The sequence below is a fragment of the Sutcliffiella horikoshii genome, assembly GCF_021991925.1.
GTDB lineage: Bacteria > Bacillota > Bacilli > Bacillales > Bacillaceae_I > Sutcliffiella_A > Sutcliffiella_A horikoshii_F.
Window position 1 is genome coordinate 175,503 of the sequence record NZ_RXZI01000003.1, and the last position, 18,667, is coordinate 194,169.

Annotated in this window: 18 protein-coding genes; 12 read left to right on the plus strand and 6 right to left on the minus strand. The window is 42.9% G+C overall.

The window, feature by feature from the left end; all coding sequences use genetic code 11:
• The first annotated feature begins 67 nt into the window (after positions 1 to 67).
• The gene (locus tag EKQ44_RS10455) at positions 68 to 928 is read left to right on the plus strand and encodes an EcsC family protein (RefSeq protein ID WP_237663478.1); all 861 of its coding nucleotides are present in this window, start codon (positions 68 to 70) and stop codon (positions 926 to 928) included.
• A gap of 42 nt (positions 929 to 970) precedes the next feature.
• Here EKQ44_RS10455 and EKQ44_RS10460 read toward each other — a convergent pair whose 3' ends face one another.
• Positions 971 to 1,321 (minus strand): hypothetical protein, encoded by a 351-nt coding sequence (locus EKQ44_RS10460; RefSeq protein WP_237663479.1) that lies wholly within the window; start codon positions 1,319 to 1,321, stop codon positions 971 to 973.
• Positions 1,322 to 1,453: 132 nt separating this feature from the next.
• Here EKQ44_RS10460 and EKQ44_RS10465 point away from each other — a divergent pair, with 132 nt between their 5' ends.
• Positions 1,454 to 1,621, plus strand: a complete 168-nt coding sequence (locus tag EKQ44_RS10465) for a hypothetical protein (RefSeq protein ID WP_237663480.1) — start codon at positions 1,454 to 1,456, stop codon at positions 1,619 to 1,621.
• Positions 1,622 to 1,674: 53 nt separating this feature from the next.
• On the opposite strand, the gene EKQ44_RS10470 is transcribed toward EKQ44_RS10465, so the two are convergent.
• Positions 1,675 to 2,982: a purine-cytosine permease family protein gene (locus EKQ44_RS10470; RefSeq protein ID WP_237663482.1), complete on the minus strand. Its 1,308-nt coding sequence runs from the start codon at positions 2,980 to 2,982 to the stop codon at positions 1,675 to 1,677.
• A 132-nt stretch (positions 2,983 to 3,114) separates the two neighbouring features.
• Between EKQ44_RS10470 and EKQ44_RS10475 the strand changes: the two genes are divergently transcribed.
• Positions 3,115 to 3,879 (plus strand): SDR family oxidoreductase, encoded by a 765-nt coding sequence (locus tag EKQ44_RS10475; protein ID WP_237663483.1) that lies wholly within the window; start codon positions 3,115 to 3,117, stop codon positions 3,877 to 3,879.
• Between the two features lie 147 nt (positions 3,880 to 4,026).
• Positions 4,027 to 5,148, plus strand: coding sequence for an alanine dehydrogenase (ald, locus tag EKQ44_RS10480; protein ID WP_237663485.1), 1,122 nt, complete (start codon positions 4,027 to 4,029; stop codon positions 5,146 to 5,148).
• A 52-nt stretch (positions 5,149 to 5,200) separates the two neighbouring features.
• Here ald and EKQ44_RS10485 read toward each other — a convergent pair whose 3' ends face one another.
• Positions 5,201 to 6,304, minus strand: coding sequence for a M24 family metallopeptidase (locus EKQ44_RS10485; RefSeq protein WP_237663486.1), 1,104 nt, complete (start codon positions 6,302 to 6,304; stop codon positions 5,201 to 5,203).
• Positions 6,305 to 6,618: 314 nt separating this feature from the next.
• On the opposite strand from EKQ44_RS10485, the gene EKQ44_RS10490 reads away from it, so the two are divergent.
• The 4 genes from EKQ44_RS10490 (at position 6,619) to EKQ44_RS10505 (ending at position 10,409) form a co-directional block, all read left to right on the plus strand.
• Positions 6,619 to 7,302: a metal-dependent hydrolase gene (locus EKQ44_RS10490; protein ID WP_237663488.1), complete on the plus strand. Its 684-nt coding sequence runs from the start codon at positions 6,619 to 6,621 to the stop codon at positions 7,300 to 7,302.
• Positions 7,303 to 7,398: 96 nt separating this feature from the next.
• Positions 7,399 to 7,641, plus strand: coding sequence for a hypothetical protein (locus EKQ44_RS10495; RefSeq protein ID WP_269151623.1), 243 nt, complete (start codon positions 7,399 to 7,401; stop codon positions 7,639 to 7,641).
• A 111-nt stretch (positions 7,642 to 7,752) separates the two neighbouring features.
• A complete protein-coding gene (locus EKQ44_RS10500) occupies positions 7,753 to 9,060 on the plus strand; it encodes a CBS domain-containing protein (protein ID WP_237663490.1) in 1,308 nt (435 codons plus the stop codon).
• Positions 9,061 to 9,431: 371 nt separating this feature from the next.
• On the plus strand, positions 9,432 to 10,409 hold the full coding sequence (locus EKQ44_RS10505; protein ID WP_237663492.1) for a nuclease-related domain-containing protein: 978 nt from the start codon (positions 9,432 to 9,434) through the stop codon (positions 10,407 to 10,409).
• Between the two features lie 204 nt (positions 10,410 to 10,613).
• On the opposite strand, the gene EKQ44_RS10510 is transcribed toward EKQ44_RS10505, so the two are convergent.
• A complete protein-coding gene (locus EKQ44_RS10510) occupies positions 10,614 to 10,946 on the minus strand; it encodes a YtpI family protein (RefSeq protein ID WP_237663493.1) in 333 nt (110 codons plus the stop codon).
• 181 nt (positions 10,947 to 11,127) lie between these two features.
• Between EKQ44_RS10510 and EKQ44_RS10515 the strand changes: the two genes are divergently transcribed.
• Positions 11,128 to 12,078 carry a DHH family phosphoesterase gene (locus EKQ44_RS10515; protein WP_237663494.1) on the plus strand — a complete coding sequence of 317 codons (951 nt, stop codon included), beginning with the start codon at positions 11,128 to 11,130 and terminating at the stop codon, positions 12,076 to 12,078.
• A 49-nt stretch (positions 12,079 to 12,127) separates the two neighbouring features.
• Here EKQ44_RS10515 and ytrI read toward each other — a convergent pair whose 3' ends face one another.
• Both ytrI and ytrH read right to left on the minus strand, forming a co-directional pair.
• The gene (gene ytrI / locus EKQ44_RS10520; RefSeq protein ID WP_237663495.1) at positions 12,128 to 12,628 is read right to left on the minus strand and encodes a sporulation membrane protein YtrI; all 501 of its coding nucleotides are present in this window, start codon (positions 12,626 to 12,628) and stop codon (positions 12,128 to 12,130) included.
• 1 nt (position 12,629) lies between these two features.
• On the minus strand, positions 12,630 to 12,965 hold the full coding sequence (gene ytrH / locus EKQ44_RS10525; RefSeq protein ID WP_237663497.1) for a sporulation membrane protein YtrH: 336 nt from the start codon (positions 12,963 to 12,965) through the stop codon (positions 12,630 to 12,632).
• 151 nt (positions 12,966 to 13,116) lie between these two features.
• Between ytrH and dnaE the strand changes: the two genes are divergently transcribed.
• The 3 genes from dnaE to EKQ44_RS21445 all read left to right on the plus strand — a co-directional run bounded on the left by dnaE (position 13,117) and on the right by EKQ44_RS21445 (position 18,621).
• Positions 13,117 to 16,443: a DNA polymerase III subunit alpha gene (gene dnaE / locus EKQ44_RS10530; protein ID WP_237663499.1), complete on the plus strand. Its 3,327-nt coding sequence runs from the start codon at positions 13,117 to 13,119 to the stop codon at positions 16,441 to 16,443.
• A gap of 321 nt (positions 16,444 to 16,764) precedes the next feature.
• Positions 16,765 to 18,003 carry an NADP-dependent malic enzyme gene (ystJ, locus tag EKQ44_RS10535; RefSeq protein WP_237663500.1) on the plus strand — a complete coding sequence of 413 codons (1,239 nt, stop codon included), beginning with the start codon at positions 16,765 to 16,767 and terminating at the stop codon, positions 18,001 to 18,003.
• 3 nt (positions 18,004 to 18,006) lie between these two features.
• Positions 18,007 to 18,621, plus strand: a complete 615-nt coding sequence (locus tag EKQ44_RS21445; RefSeq protein ID WP_269151624.1) for a FadR/GntR family transcriptional regulator — start codon at positions 18,007 to 18,009, stop codon at positions 18,619 to 18,621.
• Positions 18,622 to 18,667 lie beyond the last annotated feature (46 nt).

Genomic DNA, 18,667 nt, shown 5'->3' on the forward strand with positions numbered 1-18,667 from the left:
TTTTTTGAGTGGAATGGCTATGGTATAATAGTGAAAACTAGCAGTTGGAAAAGTGAGGGGAAGAACTGTGTCTAATAGGAACCAGGCAGAACAATGGAAAAATAAACTTTCACAGTGGGAAGAAAAGCTATATACATACGAACCATCCCAGTTTTCTGATACATTAGATCTTTGGGTGGACAAGGCGTTCGACTTATTGCCAAACGAAACGAAGGAATTGTTTTTCGCGCAAATTGACACATGGCTGTTCCATTTACATGGCCTCATTCAGCAGTCCTCCTTCCAGCAGCAAGCAGAAGAACGGATTGTCAAAATGGCCCAAAGCTATAACGAAAACATAGAAAAGATAGAAGACATAAGGGAATTGCCCTTATCACAAAAAGCGTTCATCGCAGAGCAACAAATTGCCAAGCAGAAGCTTTATGCCGTGATACAAGGGGGGATGACGGGTACAGCGAAGCTTTCGACCCTTGCCATAGATATTCCAGCTTTCGCCGCTCTGAATATCCGTACAACCCAGCTCGTTGCAATGTCGTACGGCTATAGGGCAAGTACACCGGTAGAAATGGTGAAATCCTTGCAGTTGTTTTATGGTGCGACAATCCCAAAGAAGTATCAGCATGAGCGTTGGGAAGCTTTAAAAAGTGAACTCGGCAAGGATACCGATCACTATTTTGATGTCTTGACAGATAAAGACCACCCAACAGTATGGCTACAGCAGCCACTGATGCATCTGGTCAAACTCTTGTTTGTTGCGGTCATTGGGCGCAAAAAAGTGAACAATATCCCATTACTCGGGATGGTGACTGCTGCTGGGACAAACTATTATTGGACCAAAGAGGTCTCGGAGTTCTCCCATTACTATTACATGATGAGGCATATGGTTGAAAATGGCGAACTGGACGATTCAGAATGTGAATTGTTTTAAAATATAGGAAAAGCGGGGCTCCCCAAGAGCTCCGCTTTTCGATTATGAATGTATTTTGGAAGAAGATATATGTTGGTTCATTCTATACCACAGCCATAAATCATTAATGGTGCTTGCATATTCGGCGATCTCTGAGTTTAATTGGCAGGATCGTTCAAAATTGGCTTCATCATTCAGTTGTGCCTGCTTCGTATTGATCTGCTCTTCTAGTTCTTTGATGCGATCAGGTATTTTTCCTCGTATCTTTTCCCATTCCAATAGAATATCCTGCTGCGTTTCTTTACTATATTCTTTCCATTCTAGGTCAAGTCTTGGCAAGGGGATCCCTAGCCTGTGATCCATTTCAAAAGAAAACATAGCGACTTCCTTCCTTTTTCTCCCCGTTTTCACCATTGTATAATAACTCCAGCGAACATTCTATGAATACCTAAGTTAAATGCAAGGAAAGGAATTTTTTCCACCATTAAATCTTTGCTATTAGAAGCAAACTAGGATGGATACTTAACCAGAAAGGTGGAAAAATTGATGAAGAAGAAGGATCCTAAAGAAATTTTCTCTTATGATGATAATGCCGTCAACGAAGTGCATAACCAAATCACCGATGCTTATTCAAGCGGAGTGGTAGGCGAGCAATACAGCGCAAATGCTTACCAGCCTGTAGAAGAGGAAAGCCAACATACTCCTAACGAGTAATACTGCGGTCAACCTGGTCTTTGCATATCCAATAGGTGCCGCTCCACGGGCACCTATTTATGATTAGTTTTACATACCAATATATAGATACTTCCGGTAAGGATAAAAGCCAAGAATCCTGGGGACATGTATTCCGGTAAGGAAAGATAAACCAGGATTCCAATCCCGATGCAGATGAAAGCCAGTTTGTTATAGGATGGTAGTCCTTCACTAGGCTCAATCTGCTTTTTTTTGATGAAGAGGAAATCTGTGATGATCACGGCAGATAAAGGGATGACGAATGCTCCAATCAATGAGATGTATTGTTTAGCTTCCTCTACCAAGGCAGGTGAGAGGGACAAGAGAATTCCTGCAATACCAAAAAGGATAGAACTTTTCACCCTTCCAAGTACCGGAACAGAATTCAATAGACTGAATCCCCCTGTATAGGCATTGCTTAAGTTGATGGAAATCATCGATAAAATAGCCGCTCCAAGAATGATGAAAGTAAATACACCTGAGTTTGTCATGTCGCTTGTTGCGATAAACGGATTTAAGTTTCCGGTCAGGGTGGCTGTGTAGGCACCAAAAAATGCGGTTAGTATGAAACCGAAGACATTACCTGTAAACAAGCCCCAGAACCCCTGTCTGGTAGTAATCGCATACCTCGTAACGTCAGCGGAAGAGGAAACGCCAGAAACGTACTGGACAAATGCAAGGCTAGCGAAAAATCCCATCATCGGCAGGTTCCAGTTTCCCCCACTATTTCCGAATACTCCTCCATCAACCATTCCTTGATTCAATAAAAGGTAAAGCATGAGAAGCTGGCCAAGGATTAACAGTGGCAAAAAATATTTGGTTGCTTTCTTTACTGCATCAAACCCCACCAGTGCAAGGCCGCTCATGATAAGTGCCAAGAGCATGGCAATCATGTAAAAAGGGACATTGAGTTGAAAGGTCCTCTCCAAAATGAACTGAACCACCAATGTTCCACCTATCGTCTGGACGGAAAACCAGTATAGCGATGTGATGGTACGAATGGGAGAAGAAATGAACCTGGAACCTTTGATTCCAATGATGGACCTGATGGCATATTGCGAAGGGATTCCGCGCTCTGCACCAGGCAATGATAAATAAGAAACAAAAATAAATGCGAGGGTTGCACCTATCACAGTGGAAAGGAATGCTGCGAAAAAGCTAAGCCCCCCTTGTATCACCGCAAGAGCCGGGACAAGGAAGTTTCCCGCATTCACGGAAAATGCCATCTGGATAATCGTATATTCATACCATTTTGTTTTTCTTAATTCTAGTGGTACTGCTTCTAAACCGAATCGTTCAATCCGGCCTTGAGGGGGCATTGCCACGGGTTGAGCTTTTGCCATGGGATGTGTCGGCTCCTTTCTTTCGTGTACCTAACAATCATTTTATCGCATCTTAACGGCTTATATGTTGTAAATTTAGTGGAATTACAAGAAAATAGAGAAGTAAGTAATTTTATTAAGGGGGAATCCAGTTTGAGACATGCCGTGATTACAGCTGGTTCCAAAGGACTTGGAAGAAAAGTGACGGAAATGCTATTGGATAAAGGGTGTTCCGTCTCCATTAATTATAGAAGTGATACAGAAACAATTGAGCGCCTTAAAAAGGAATGGAAGGAAATCGGAGAGAATAGAATTCATTTCTTTCAAGGTGATGTGACAAAAAAGGAAGAGATGTCCCGATTTATTGAAGAAGCAATAGAGAGATATGGAAGAATAGATTATTTAATCAATAATGCAGGCCCATATATTTTTGAAAGGAAAAAATTAGCAGATTACTCGGATGACGAATGGTACGAGATGATAGAAGGGAACTTAAGTGCCGTTTTTCACCTTTTCAAAAAAACAATTCCGGTAATGCGTAAACAACATTTTGGCCGCATTATTTCCTATGGCTTTCAAGGAGCAGAATCTTCTCCTGGCTGGGTGTACCGTTCAGCATTTGCTGCAGCTAAAGTCGGACTTGTATCTCTTACAAAAACAATCGCTTTTGAAGAAGCGGAAAACGGTATTACTGCCAATATGGTTTGTCCGGGAGATATTGTCGGCGATATGAAGGAAGCCACAATCGATCAGGCAATAAGTTTGGGAGATGCGAGAGATACTCCTGTGGGCAGATCCGGTACAGGAGAAGATATCGCACGGGCCATCGGATTTCTATGTGATGACCGCTCTGATATGATTACCGGAGCTGTACTTGAGGTAACAGGTGGAGTGGAGGTCATTAACCGTTTTCGTTAAGAAATTGGCCAATTAGATTTTTTGACAATTCCGTCTGTTTTAAGCGCTTACAAAATTGGATAAAAAACTATTTTACATTTTCTAGTTTAATGTTATATTAGTTACGTCTTAACGCTTTGTGATTATGATGAGGGAGGTATTTAATCCATGAGAATTGGTGTACCTAGAGAGATAAAAAACAACGAAAACCGTGTTGCGATGACCCCTGCAGGTGTAGTGAACCTAGTTGGGTTCGGACATGAAGTATACATAGAAAAAGAAGCTGGTATCGGATCAGGCTTTACAGATGAGCAGTATGTACAAGCTGGTGCGAAAATGGTGGAAACGGCAGAAGAAGCATGGTCCATGGATATGGTCATGAAAGTAAAAGAGCCTCTTCCTTCCGAGTATGACTATTTCCGTGAAGGATTAATCCTTTTCACTTATCTGCATCTTGCCCCGGAACCAGAATTAACAAAAGCTTTGATCGACAACAAAGTAGTCGGTATTGCTTATGAAACGGTACAACTTCCAAACGGTTCCCTGCCTTTATTGACACCAATGAGTGAAGTGGCTGGACGTATGGCTACTCAAATCGGTGCTCAATTCCTTGAAAAAATCAAAGGTGGAAAAGGAATTCTTCTAGGTGGTGTTCCTGGTGTCCGCCGCGGGAAAGTAACGATCATCGGTGGAGGTGTCGCTGGTACAAATGCTGCTAAGATGGCAATTGGACTTGGTGCGGATGTGACAATCCTTGACTTGAACCCGGATCGCCTTCGTCAGCTTGATGATATTTTCGGAAAAGACATTCAGACACTTATGAGTAACCCATTGAACCTTGAAATTGCTGTGAAAGAATCCGATCTTGTTATCGGTGCCGTTCTAATTCCAGGTGCTAAAGCTCCGAAGCTGGTTTCAGAGGAAATGATCCAATCCATGGGTGCAGGTTCTGTGGTTGTGGATATTGCCATTGACCAAGGCGGGATTTTTGAAACGACAGATCGCATCACCACGCATGATGACCCTACTTATGTGAAACATGAAGTAGTCCACTATGCAGTTGCAAATATGCCTGGTGCGGTTCCACGTACATCTACCATTGCATTGACGAACGTAACGGTTCCATATGCGGTGCAGATTGCAAACAAGGGCTACAAACAGGCATGCCTGGATAACGAAGCGATTCTTAAAGGAATCAACACGCTAGACGGATATGTAACATATGCAGCAGTGGCTGAGTCTCACGGTTTGGCATATGAGAGTGCAAGTAACCTTTTGGTTAAAAGCTAATTGGTTTTATTAAAAAACAGGTATCCATGAGTGGCATGGATACCTGTTTTTATTATGGTTTGATAATCTGTAAATCTTTCGGATAGCTTGTCAACAGCTCTATTCCGCTGTTCGTTACTAAAATATCGTCCTCGATTCGTACACCGCCAACTCCCGGTTTGTAGATTCCAGGTTCAATGGTGAATGCCATTCCTTTTTGCAGTTTCATCGTATTCGTTTCATTCATGGATGGATACTCGTGCACTTCAATTCCAAGGCCATGGCCGATACGATGTGTAAAATATTCCCCAAAACCACTTTCCGTTATGATCGAGCGAGCTGTGCGATCAATCTGTCCGATTTCCACGCCAGGTTTACAGATATCCACTGCAGCAAGCTGGGCTTTTAGTACGGTTTCATAGATTTCTTCTTGTTGCTCATTCACAGTTCCAAATGCAACCGTCCTCGTGATATCTGAACAATAGCCGTTTAAGACAACGCCAAGGTCAAATAATACAAGGTCACCTTCCTTCACCTGATCCAAGCCCGGTTTCCCATGAGGAGCGGCAGTCTTCAAACCTGTCAGCGCCATGGTCGAAAAGGACATCTGACTGATTCCTTTTTTCTTCAGCTCATACTCAATCGTTGCAACAAGCTCCTGCTCGGTGACGCCCTTCTTGAGGTGGTGCACCCCAACTTCCACTCCGAAATCGGCAAGCTTTGCAGCTTCTCTCAAAATAGAAACCTCTTCCTCATCCTTCACAAGACGAAGCTGATACATTTTGTCTTCCGCAGCGGCAAGATTCACCCCTGGGAAAATTCCTTCTAACTTATGTAAACGGGCTACCGTCATATGCTCCTGCTCCACAGCAAGCTTTTCCATGGTAATGCCCTGCTGCTTCACATACTCCTGAACTTTTTGCCAGGGATCATCGGTATCATTATATCCGACAATGCCATAAGCCCAGCCAGTATTCTTCACCTGTTCGACTTCCATATTCGGGCAGACAATCGCAGGCTCATTGTTAGGAAAAGCCAAAAGCCCTAAAAGTCTTTCGTGTGGATCCGTGTAAAATCCGCTTATGTAAAAAACGTTCGGGGTAGAAGTCAAGAAACATCCGGACAAGTCCTCCTGTTTCAACCAATCCACCAGTTGTTGCAAACGATGTTCTTTCAAATCAGTCACTCCTTTTTTATGAAAATGTAAAACTGCGCAAATTAATACGTTTACATTTAGAGTATCAGGGAATTAAACATCTGTAAATTTCTAAATGATTATTGTTAATCAAGGTGAAAATTCGGCAGACTGTTCATCCATTCTAAAATGGGAATGCAGTCTATCCTGTAAAGACTGGAAAAGAGCACGAGTATAATACGTGACAAACATTCGCAAAAACCCTGATTCAGTTATTTAGTAGAAGGACTTTTCCTAAAAAAAGAGAAGATAAACGAGTGAGAAGAATATTTGTTTGAGAAGGAGAGGTTGTTAGAATGAAGGTTTCCTATCATGGACATTCTGTAGTAAAAGTAGAGGCTAACGGAAAAACCATTCTTTTTGATCCGTTTATCACGGGGAATGATTTGACGGATTTGAAAGCGGATGATTTGAAAGTGGATGTGATTTTATTAACGCACGGTCACAATGACCATGTTGGAGATACCGTGGACCTGGCCCTTAAAAATGATGCGTTGGTTGTGGCACCTTTTGAACTTGCCGAATATTTGGGGTGGCAGGGTGTAAATGTACATCAAATGCATATCGGGGGAGCGCATGAGTTTGATTTTGGGAAGGTGAAATTGACCCAGGCTTTCCATGGCTCCAGTTATACAGATTATGAAACAAAAACAATCGTCTATACCGGAATGCCCAGCGGGATCCTCCTTACTATCGACGGAAAGACGATTTTCCATGCCGGGGACACGGCATTATTTTCTGATATGAAAATGATCGGGGAGTTAAATGACATTGATGTGGCGTTTCTGCCAATTGGAGATAATTTCACGATGGGTCCAGATGATGCGGTACTTGCTGCAAAATGGCTGGATGCCTCCACGGTGGTTCCAATCCATTTCAACACCTTCCCAGTGATTGAACAAAATCCTCATGATTTTGTTTCCAAGTTGCCAAATGGTGTGGGAAAGGTTCTAGAGCCAGGGGAATCAATGGAGTTATAGGGAGATGCAAAGAAAAGAAGCGGTTTTGCTTCTTTTTTTTGTTGTCATGAATATACATGATACAAGCTACCCGAGTTTGGAAGGAGGTGTCATGTGTTGAAAAACAGATTATTATTATCGTTGTTATGTATCGCTGCCCTTTTGTATGTGGCCGTCCCACGTTTGCCAGTAATAGAAGATGGACTTGCAGGTTGGTTTGCCATTGCTTGGATAGTGCTTGCATTAATGGCCGTTGGGGGGAATATGGCAGCGATCATGTACTTACCTAAGAGAAAACGAATGGTACAGAAAGCGAAATTGGCACAGGTGAAAAAGGTCCGATTGCGTCAATATCAGTAAACACGTTGAATACAAGGCTTCACACCCGTATAATGAAGGTATAATAACGGTTGTTAGGTAGATGCGAAAGTATTTGAGAACAGCCAATAACTATGTGGACGGGTGAAGAGTGTGACGAAGCATGAACAGATTCTCCAATATATCGAAGAACTTCCTATTGGGGAAAAAATATCAGTACGACAAATAGCCAAGGCTTTGACGGTCAGTGAAGGTACAGCATACAGAGCGATCAAGGATGCCGAAAACAAAGGATATGTTAGTACCATCGAACGCGTTGGTACTATTCGTATTGAACGGAAAAAGAAAGAGAATATCGAAAAGCTGACTTTCGCCGAAGTGGTCAACATTGTGGATGGACAAGTTCTTGGAGGAAAAGAAGGACTCCATAAAACACTAAACAAATTTGTCATCGGTGCCATGAAGCTTGAAGCGATGATGCGCTATACGGATGCTGGAAACCTTTTGATTGTCGGTAACCGCTATAATGCACATAAGTTAGCAATCGAGGCGGGAGCGGCCGTATTGATTACCGGTGGCTTTGATACGGATGAAGAGGTCAAGCGACTAGCTGATGAAATGAAACTACCGATCATCTCGAGTAGCTATGATACTTTCACCGTTGCAACCTTGATCAACCGGGCTATTTACGATCAGTTGATTAAAAAGGAGATCGTGTTGGTGGAGGATATTTTGACACCAATTGAGGCGACGACCTACTTAACGACAGAGGACACCATTGCAGAATGGTACAAAGTGAATGAGGAAATCAAACATAGCCGTTTTCCTATCATTGATAAGAACCTGAAAGTCCAAGGTGTGGTTACCTCCAAGGATGTACTTGGGAAGGATTCGGGCACGCTTATCGAAAAAGTGATGACAAAAAACCCTATCACTGTAAATGGTAAGACTTCGGTTGCTTCTGCAGCCCATATCATGGTATGGGAAGGAATTGAGATGCTGCCGGTCGTGGACCCGAGCCATCGACTCCTTGGAATCATCAGTCGTCAGGACGTACTGAAGGCTTTGCAAATGATCCAAAGGCAGCCACAGGTAGGCGAAACACTTGATGATATTGTGACCAACCAATTTGTGGATGTCACAGAATCCAAAGGGGAAGAGGCCTACCAAAGTGAAGTCACACCACAGATGACCAATTCGGTGGGGACGATATCTTATGGTGTGTTCACCACCATCGTGACAGAGGCTGCAAAGCGTGTGATACGGAATTTGAAAAAGAGTGATATGGTCGTGGAGAATATCACGATTTATTTCATCAAGCCAGTCCAGATCGACAGTACAATTGAGATTCGTCCAAAAGTGCTGGAGGTCGGCCGCAAGTTCGGAAAAGTGGACGTGGAAGTGTACCATGATGGCAATGTCGTCGGCAAGGCGATGATGATGGTGCAGTTGATACAATAAGCTTGTTTGGGATTGCGCGCTCACCGATTGTGGTGGGGGCGCTTTTTGGTGTTGGTTGGGATATTGGGAAGCGGGGGAACTAAGATTAAGATTAAGGGGTGTGGTGGGGAGCAGGGTGGGGGTGGGTGGAATTTGTGGAAACTAGCCGACTTCATGATATATTGGATTATTTCATGATATAAGTCAAAATTTCATGATATATTTTCAGAATTCATGATATATTTTCAGAATTCATGATATATCTTCAAAATTCATGATATATCCTCAGAATTCATGATAAAATTCGATTTTCCCTAATATCCAAAATTTCTAAAGGATTTCACGTCTCCCTATCGAATTATATCCAACAACATACTAAAAGGAGAGATGAAATGATAAAGAAATCAAGGGAAAAGTCAGTAAGGTTATTGACTCTCGAAGCAGCAATCAGAAGAGTGCCTCCTGAACATCCAAAATATCATTTAATAGAGAAGGAACATGGTAAATTGCATTACGGTTTTATCGGTGAGAAAGCCCTTGATTATTTCCTCACTTTCCTCCCCAATAAAAATACCCAATTGCTACACGGACTACGTATAGAGGATCCTCTAAATCGATTCTTTCAAATGGACACCCTTTTGATTACTCCCGGTTATGGTCTAATTTTAGATTCAAAATATGTTTCTGGTGCACTAGAGTTTGATCAGACAACCAATCATTTAATAAGGCGTAGAGGAGAGGAGAGGGAGAAGTTTGGAGATCCTTTATCCCAAATTGAGCGTCAAAAATATCAATTCACGTTATGGTTGGATAAGCATAATTTTCCCCCTTTACCGATTGGCGGACAAATAGTTCTGACTCACTCCAATGCCACCTTAATCAATGCAACACCATCCCTTATGAAAAAAGTTACATTTCATACAAATCTTCCAAACAAGCTCCAGGCTATTGATAATCAGAAGTTTCAGCCTCTGCTGGATAACCCCACATACAAAAAACTTTCTAAGGTCCTTATTAAAAAACATACACCTGATGAATTTTCGATATTCAACCATTTTGGCATCCATTACCATGAACTTAGAAAGGGAGTTTTTTGTCCTGCTTGCGCCCACTTACCTATGTCACAAAAGCACGGGGGTTGGATATGTAGGAATTGCGGGGTGTATTCCAAAACAGCGCACTTAAAAGATTTAATGGATTATAAATTATTAGTTGGTAATACCATTACAAACAAAATGATAAGAGATTTCTTTCTTCTTCCTTCACCAAATGTAGCAAGTTATCTATTATCCTCCATGAGTCTACCTGCCAAAGGAACCCACAAAGGCAGAAAATACTTATTGGATCATTTTCAATACAATCCTAAGTAATAATAAAAGGCTCTTTTCGTAAACTTTGTTGCTTTTCGGATGGATACATCACCCGTTATTTTACTTACTGTCGTGCTCTTTTCCCCGCAGTACTTAAGAAACTACTTGCACCTTATAGAGTATGAGAGCAAGTAAATAGCAACAATCTTTGAGAAAAGAGCCTAATAAAAAAAGCCGCCCCACTCTAAGGGCGACTCATAAATCTTAATTCGTAACGGTCTTCTCTTTCATTTCCGCTTCTTTCACCGCTTCCGCTTCTTCTATCGCAAATGGTAGGTAGAAACGGTAGGCTTTGTAGCCGGCCCAGATGCTGCCGAGTCCCACAAGTACAAGGACAATTCCGACCACGATCGCAACAGTGGACATTGGGTCGATCAGTGTATTGATTCCAAAGAAGAATACAAAGCTTCCAAGGGCGATGCTGGATTTTGCGCTTAGCCACTTCTTCTCAGCAGGAAGGTGGGTGCGGAAGTATTTCACTTTATACATCAAGTAGAACATCAGGGAAAAGATGATGAGAAAAACAAAAATAGCCAAAAGGACACACTCCTTCTATATTCATTATCTTACTTATAATTCTAACATAAGCATACAAGCTATATTGTAACGTGTTCGTGAACAAAATTCTACTTTTGCATTCAAATGGTTAATCCTTTGAGAACGTAGCAAACTGTGATTAAATAAAAGAAAAGATACAGGTGAAAGAGGGATACATACGATGAGGCAGCAAATTATAGATGAAATCAAGGCGCATGATACGGTGATCATCCACCGTCATGTGAGACCGGATCCAGATGCATATGGGTCTCAATGTGGATTGGCGGAATTGATTAAGGAGAGTTACCCGGAAAAGAAGGTGTATCGAGTAGGTAAGGGAGAGGAGTCATTGAACTTCTTGAGCAAGCTTGATGAGATACCAGACTCCAGTTATGAAGGTGCGCTTGTGATTGTTTGTGATACCGCAAATACGGCTAGAATTTGTGATCAGCGCTATAAGCTTGCCGCTAAATGGATCAAGATTGATCATCACCCGAATGAAGATAGATATGGGGATCTGATGTGGGTGGATACGGATTCGAGTTCCACGAGTGAAATGATTTACGAATTGTATCTGGCCGGGAAAAATCAGGGATGGGTGATGACGAAAGAAGCTGCGAGGTTGATTTTCGCTGGAATCATTGGCGATACAGGCAGGTTTCTTTTCCAGAGTACGAATACGAAGACATTCCAATATGCGAGCGAGTTGTTGAGCTACGGATTTTCCATGACAGAACTTTACGATGAGTTGTATCGTACAAAGCTGCATATCGCTAAATTAAGCGGGTATGTATTGGAGAATTTTTCCTTGCATGAGAACGGTATTGCTTCCATGAAGCTTACACCAGATATATTGCAACGCTACAATGCCTTGCCATCTGAAGCTTCTCAACTGGTGGGGATGCTTGGGAATATTGAAGGCATCCGGGCGTGGGCATTTTTCATCGAGGAATCTGATCAGATCCGTGTCAGACTCCGTTCAAAGGGGACGGTCGTCAATGAAATCGCAAAGAAATATAATGGTGGAGGTCATCCGCTTGCCTCAGGTGCTTCCATCTACAAATGGGAAGATGCGGACCTTGTGCTCGCTGATTTAATAGAAGCATCCAGGGCTCAACTACAGGGAGAATAGAACCCAGTAAAAAGAGGAAGTGTCGATGAATAGCCAGACGCTTCCTCTTTTATTCCATTTTTACAATCAGCAAATCAATCTCTATCGTTGTGTCGACGTAGAGGAAATCAACCTCAAAGTAGTATTTTTTATCATCCAACGAGTAACTCTTGTTTTCAATCACCTTAATCAGCAACTCTTTGTTGTCTTTTATACTTGCGATATCTTTTGAGACCAGATGATTCAGGTCGTCGGTGATCCTTGCGACGATGGAGGAGCGGCTGAAAGAGTTGAGCATGTATTTCTCATGATTGATGATGGAAATCTTGAAGTCTTCAATTTTCAGCTGATCTTTTTCTTCCTTCAGCTTGTCATTGTCCTCTGTAAGAATATGAATCCTGTCCTTGTAACTTTTTACTTCATCTTGATATTTCTTCAAATCGCTGAGATTTTTCTCCAATGTAATTCCGTACATCAGCATGAATATCAGCCATCCAATAATGGCCCCAATCACTACCCCGGTAAAGAATCGTTGCCATCCCGGATCCCGGTTATACGGAGGCACCCTCATATTACAATGTCTCCTGTGTCAACCAGCTAATGATTAGTGCCCCTGTTTGGGCTCCGCCGGTAGCGGAAATGATTAGAAGCAACTGTTTGACAAGGAATTTTGTCTCTCCATTAAACAATCCCTTTTCCAGATTATAAAAGGTGTCAAAGGTGCCACCGATGGCTGCCACAATGGCCCATATTTTCAGGCTGTTAGCCAAACGCCACATTCTTGTAAGAGGAGGGTCTCCGACTAGGAAGGCGGCAATGCCTCCGATAATGGCACCTCCAAGTATGACCCCGACTGCGATGAAAAAACTGAATATCAGGGTTGCGACAAATGGATCTTTTACGTCCATTTTCATCATCCTTTCTGTCCTTAATCATATATATGGACAGGAAGTGGCAAGTATGTGATGTTAATGGAGAAGTTTCATGATTGTTTTTGTGACAGGAAAGACCCTATAATGAATGTAATAAATGGAAGCGTTAAGTAAGGTGTGATGATTAGTGAGTTTTGTTCATTTACATATAAAAAGCAGCTACAGTCTACTGAATAGTTCTGTCCGCTTTTCTAAGCTGATGGAGCGGGCGAAGGAGTTGGGGTTAACCTCCCTTGCCCTGACAGATGAAAATGTTATGTACGGTGCGGTGGACTTTTACAAAGCATGCAAGTCTGCGAACATAAAGCCTATTATGGGGCTGACTCTTTCTGTCCTAGCAAAAGAAGAGGACGAGGAGTCTGCGTACCCTGTCCTTCTTTTGGCAAAAAATAAACAGGGATTTACCAATCTGATGAAACTGTCCAGTATTGTTCAGACGAAAGCCCTTCAAGGTGTGCCGAAAAGGTGGTTGAAGCATTACGCAAGTGGGCTTATCGCGATTTTATCGGGGGCAGATTCGGAATTGGCGCATATGGAGGAACAGACGGCAGTTGTATATAAAGAAATGTTCGGGAAAGACCATATTTACCTCGGTATCGACCGAAATTCCGATACAGCTCGTGTGCAGTCGGAAAACACCCGTAATAGACATACTGACTTGCCGATCGTCGCTTTGAGCAAGGTGCATTATCTTCAAAAGGAAGATGTGTTTGTTTATGAATGCCTTCGTAACATCAAACAGGGAACGAAACTAGAATCACTTCCAAAAGAGTCGCCGGATTACTTGCGCACAGCAGGGGATATGGTCCAGATGTTTGAAGATATTCCGGATGCATTGGAAAATACCATCAAGATATCCAATCAGTGTCATGTGGAAATCGAGTTCAATCAATCGGCACTTCCAAGCTACCCTGTGCCAGATGGAGAGAGAGCGGATTCTTACCTTGAAAAGCTGTGTTGGGAAGGGCTTAAGGCTCGTATTGGCGAGGTCCCGCAACAGTATGGAGTTCGCTTGGAGTATGAACTTGAAGTAATAAAAGGGATGAAGTTCAGTGACTACTTCCTGATTGTATGGGATTTCATGTACTTTGCAAGGAATGCAGGCATCCTGACAGGTCCAGGACGGGGGTCCGCGGCAGGCTCTCTTGTTGCATACAGCTTGTTTATTACAGATGTGGATCCCATTCGTCATGACCTGCTTTTTGAACGATTCTTAAATCCAGAACGGATTACGATGCCTGATATTGATATTGATTTTCAGGATAATAAGCGGGATGAAGTGATAAAGTATGTTGCGGATAAGTACGGGCAGCTCCATGTGGCGCAAATTATCACATTTGGAACCCTGGCAGCCAAAGCAGCATGGCGGGATGTAGCGAAAGTGTTGAATCTGTCGGGAAAAGAACTAGAAATGATTTCGAAAATGATCCCCTCAAGACCAGGAATTACGCTTGAGGCAGCATATAAGGAAAATGACAGGTTGCAAAAAGCGATAAATGAGACAAAAGAAAGACAACGCGCATTTCATACTGCCAAAAAGATAGAAGGATTGCCGCGTCATTCCTCTACCCATGCAGCAGGTGTGGTCATTACGGAAAGTCCGCTGACGGAAATGATTCCTATACAAGAGGGACAAGGAGAAATTTATCTTACGCAATTTACGATGGAGACGTTGGAGGAACTTGGGCTTCTGAAAATGGACTTCCTCGGTTTAAGGAACCTGACCATGATCCAAAGTATTCGCTATCAGGTGAAAAAAGAGACCAGAGCAGAAGTGGATGTCATCCCAACGGATGACAAGGCAACCTTCCGACTTTTAAGTGACGGGGACACATCGGGGATCTTCCAGCTTGAATCGCCAGGCATGAAGAAAGTGCTGACAAAGCTCAAACCAACAAACTTAGAAGATATCGTCGCGGTGAACGCCTTGTACCGTCCAGGTCCGATGGAACAAATTCCTTTATTCATTGACCGGAAGCACGGAAGAAAACAGGTTGATTACCCGCACCCAGACTTAATTCCCATCCTCGAGAAAACCTTTGGCGTCATCGTCTATCAAGAGCAGATCATGCAAATTGCTGCTGTGATGGCTGGCTTTTCGTTAGGAGAAGCCGACCTTTTGAGAAGAGCGGTTGGAAAGAAGAAAAAGGATGTGTTGGCACAAGAACGGGCCCATTTTGTGGAAGGCTGTTTGAAAAAGGGGTATGACAACCAAGGTGCCAATGCAGTCTACGATCTGATTGTCCGTTTTGCTGACTATGGTTTTAACCGGAGTCATGCAGTAGCCTATAGTATGATTTCTTATGAATTGGCCTATCTGAAAGCGAACTATCCGAAAATATTCATGGCAACCCTGTTATCGAGCGTAATGGGGAATGAACAGAAACTTTCCCAGTATATTACGGAAACGAAGAGAAAAGGGATCAAGGTCCTACCCCCATCCATCAATAAAAGCGGAATTGGATTCCAAGTGGAAAAGGATGGAGTTCGCTTCAGTCTGCTGACCGTAAAAGGAGTCGGTATCCAAGCTATTAAAGCGTTGATGGAAGAACGAAAAAAGAAGCCTTTCGCCGACCTATTCGATTTCTGTAATAGATCCGCATCCAAGCTTAATCGCAAAACGATGGAAATGCTCATCTATTCAGGCTGTATGGACGAGTTCGAGGAAGACAGGGCGACACTTCTGGCAACCTTGGATGTTGCTCTGCAGCATGCTGAACTTGTCATGCCATCCGATGATGACCAAATAGATTTTTTCATGGAAACGGAGTTTGATATTAAACCTAAATATGTAAAGGTGGAGCCATTGCAGCTGACAGAACAGTTGCAGTTAGAAAAAGAGGCGCTAGGTTTCTATCTTTCCAAACATCCGACAGAACCATACTCCTCCTATTTCCAGCTGGCTGGGGCTTTACTCATATTGGACCTTCCTTCAAGCAATCTGAAGAAAGTACGAATCGGGAGTTTCATTTCCAATGAACGGGTGATACGTACGAGAAAAGGGGATCTGATGGCCTTCCTCACACTTTCTGATCAATCAGGTGATATGGAAGCCGTCGCTTTTCCAGAACTTTATAAGCGTTTTTCCCACTTGTTGAAAACGGGGGAGACCTTATTGGTAGAGGGTAATCTGGAAGAGAGGGAAGGAAAAACGCAACTTATTATAAAAGACATAACGGAAATAGATTCCCTTATAGAGGAACACGCACATCTTATTGGAGATCTATTTTTACAGATAGATGAAGAAAAGCATGAAAAGGAAGTATTTCTGCATCTCCAAAAAGTATTAAAGCAGCACCAAGGGCCATCTCCGGTATATGTTCATTACATCCGCGCGAAAAAAACGATAAAGCTGCAACCATCGTTCTTTGTGGCACCTACGGAAAAGTGTTTGCTCAAACTTAAGACCTTACTAGGGGAAGGGAATGTCGTATTCAAAAAATCTTTACAATGATTAATATTATGATATAGTTAACAGGGAGGTGGTCAGACCACCTTTTCCTGATTTTTAAGTATGGCTCTGATAAACGTCGCTGTTGATTTCTGCAATAGGCTTCGCTTTCCGCGGGGCGACCTTGAGCCTCCTCGTTTCACTGCGGGGTCTCAAGATTGTCGCTACTCTCCCGCTGGAGTCTACGCCTTTTGTTCCAATCACCAGCTAGAAACAGGTTATTATCAACAACTAACTTTAACAAAGCCTTAAGTATAAATGAAATCGTAATATAGCAGTTTCCGAGTACAGTCAGAACCACAAATAGCAAGGGGGACAAGAAACGTGTCTTTAAAAGAAGAAGCATTACATATGCATAAAGTCCATCAAGGAAAATTAGAATCCAAATCCAAAGTGCCGGTTAGAAATGCAAAAGATTTGAGTCTTGCCTATTCACCAGGCGTAGCCGAGCCATGCAAGGCTATTTACGATGATAAAAATAAAGTATATGACTATACCATGAAAGGAAATATGGTTGCGGTAGTCTCAGACGGAACGGCAGTACTTGGACTTGGAAATATTGGTCCTGAGGCGGCTTTGCCTGTCATGGAGGGGAAAGCAGTTCTTTTCAAGAGCTTCGCAGGGGTTGATGCATTCCCGATCTGTTTGAATACAACAGATGTGGATAAGATTGTCGAGACTGTAAAGCTTCTTGAACCTACTTTTGGTGGAGTGAATCTCGAAGATATTGCCGCACCGAATTGCTTTGTGGTGGAAGAACGTCTTAAGAAAGAAACCAACATCCCGATTTTTCATGATGATCAACACGGGACAGCCATTGTAACCGTGGCAGGACTTGTCAATGCCCTGAAGCTGGTAGGGAAGAATATCGGGGAAATAAAAGTGGTAGCTAATGGTGCAGGTGCAGCAGGGATCGCCATCATCAAATTATTATATCGCTATGGAGTAAGGGATATCACCATGTGTGATTCCAAAGGGGCCATTTATGAAGGCCGTCCATATGGAATGAACAGTGTAAAAGCAGAAGTGGCGACTTACACAAACCGCAATAAAGTCGAGGGAAGCTTAGCGGATGTGATGAAGGGTGCGGATGTATTTATCGGTGTTTCCGTGGAAGGTGCATTGACGCAGGCGATGGTCGAAAGCATGAACAAGGACTCCATCATTTTTGCCATGGCCAACCCCAATCCTGAGATTATGCCGGCTGAAGCAAAGCTTGCCGGGGCAAGTGTTATCGGGACAGGCCGATCCGATTTCCCTAATCAGGTAAATAACGTATTGGCATTCCCGGGCATCTTCCGGGGAGCATTGGATGTCAGGGCGACCCATATTAATGAGCAAATGAAAATAGCCGCAGTTGAAGCTATTGCAAGTCTTGTGGCACCTGATGAGTTAAGTGACGATTATGTTATCCCTGCACCGTTTGATCCACGTGTCGCACCGGCGGTTGCTGCAGCAGTGGCCAAGGCGGCAATGGAAACAGGAGTAGCGAGGATACAGGTCGATCCGGAAGAAGTGGCCGAGAAAACAAGACGCGCTGCCGTTATCGGAAAAAGTGAATAATCCATGACAACACCTACAAAAATGTATTTGGAGATTGTCAAAAAGATTCGCGCCATCATCGTGGAAGACGGCTTGAAAACAGGAGACAAGATCCCTTCAGAACGAGAACTGTCCGACAGGCTGAATGTCGGGCGTTCTTCCGTTCGGGAAGCGCTTCGGGCATTAGAGCTTCTTGGGCTCATTGAAACAAGGCGTGGGGAAGGGACATTTATCAAAGATTTTAAAGAGCATCACCTTGTAGAACTTTTGGGGACGTTCATTCTGGAACAGGATAAAACCAAGAATGATCTATTGGAAACAAAGCTGGAAATAGAAAAGTCATGCCTACAGCTATTCATGCAGAAAGCTGTTGCCAAAGACTATCAAACGTTAAGCGGTATGATAGACTCTGCTCCTAGCAGAACTGAGTTTTTCAAAGAAATGGTCACCACTCTGGATAACAGTTTGATGCTGAGGATCTGGACGCTTGTAAATAGTTATGCACGTATTATCGTCAAGGATAATATGATAGAGAGTGGTGTGTATGAGGATTTACTAGAGGCGATGAGAGAAAATCAAGCACAACAAGCGATAAAGTTATATGAAAAACATTTTGCGGAATTTGTCGATGGAAAGTAGACAAGAATCTACAACATCCTTCGAGGGGTTTCCGTTACATTAACAG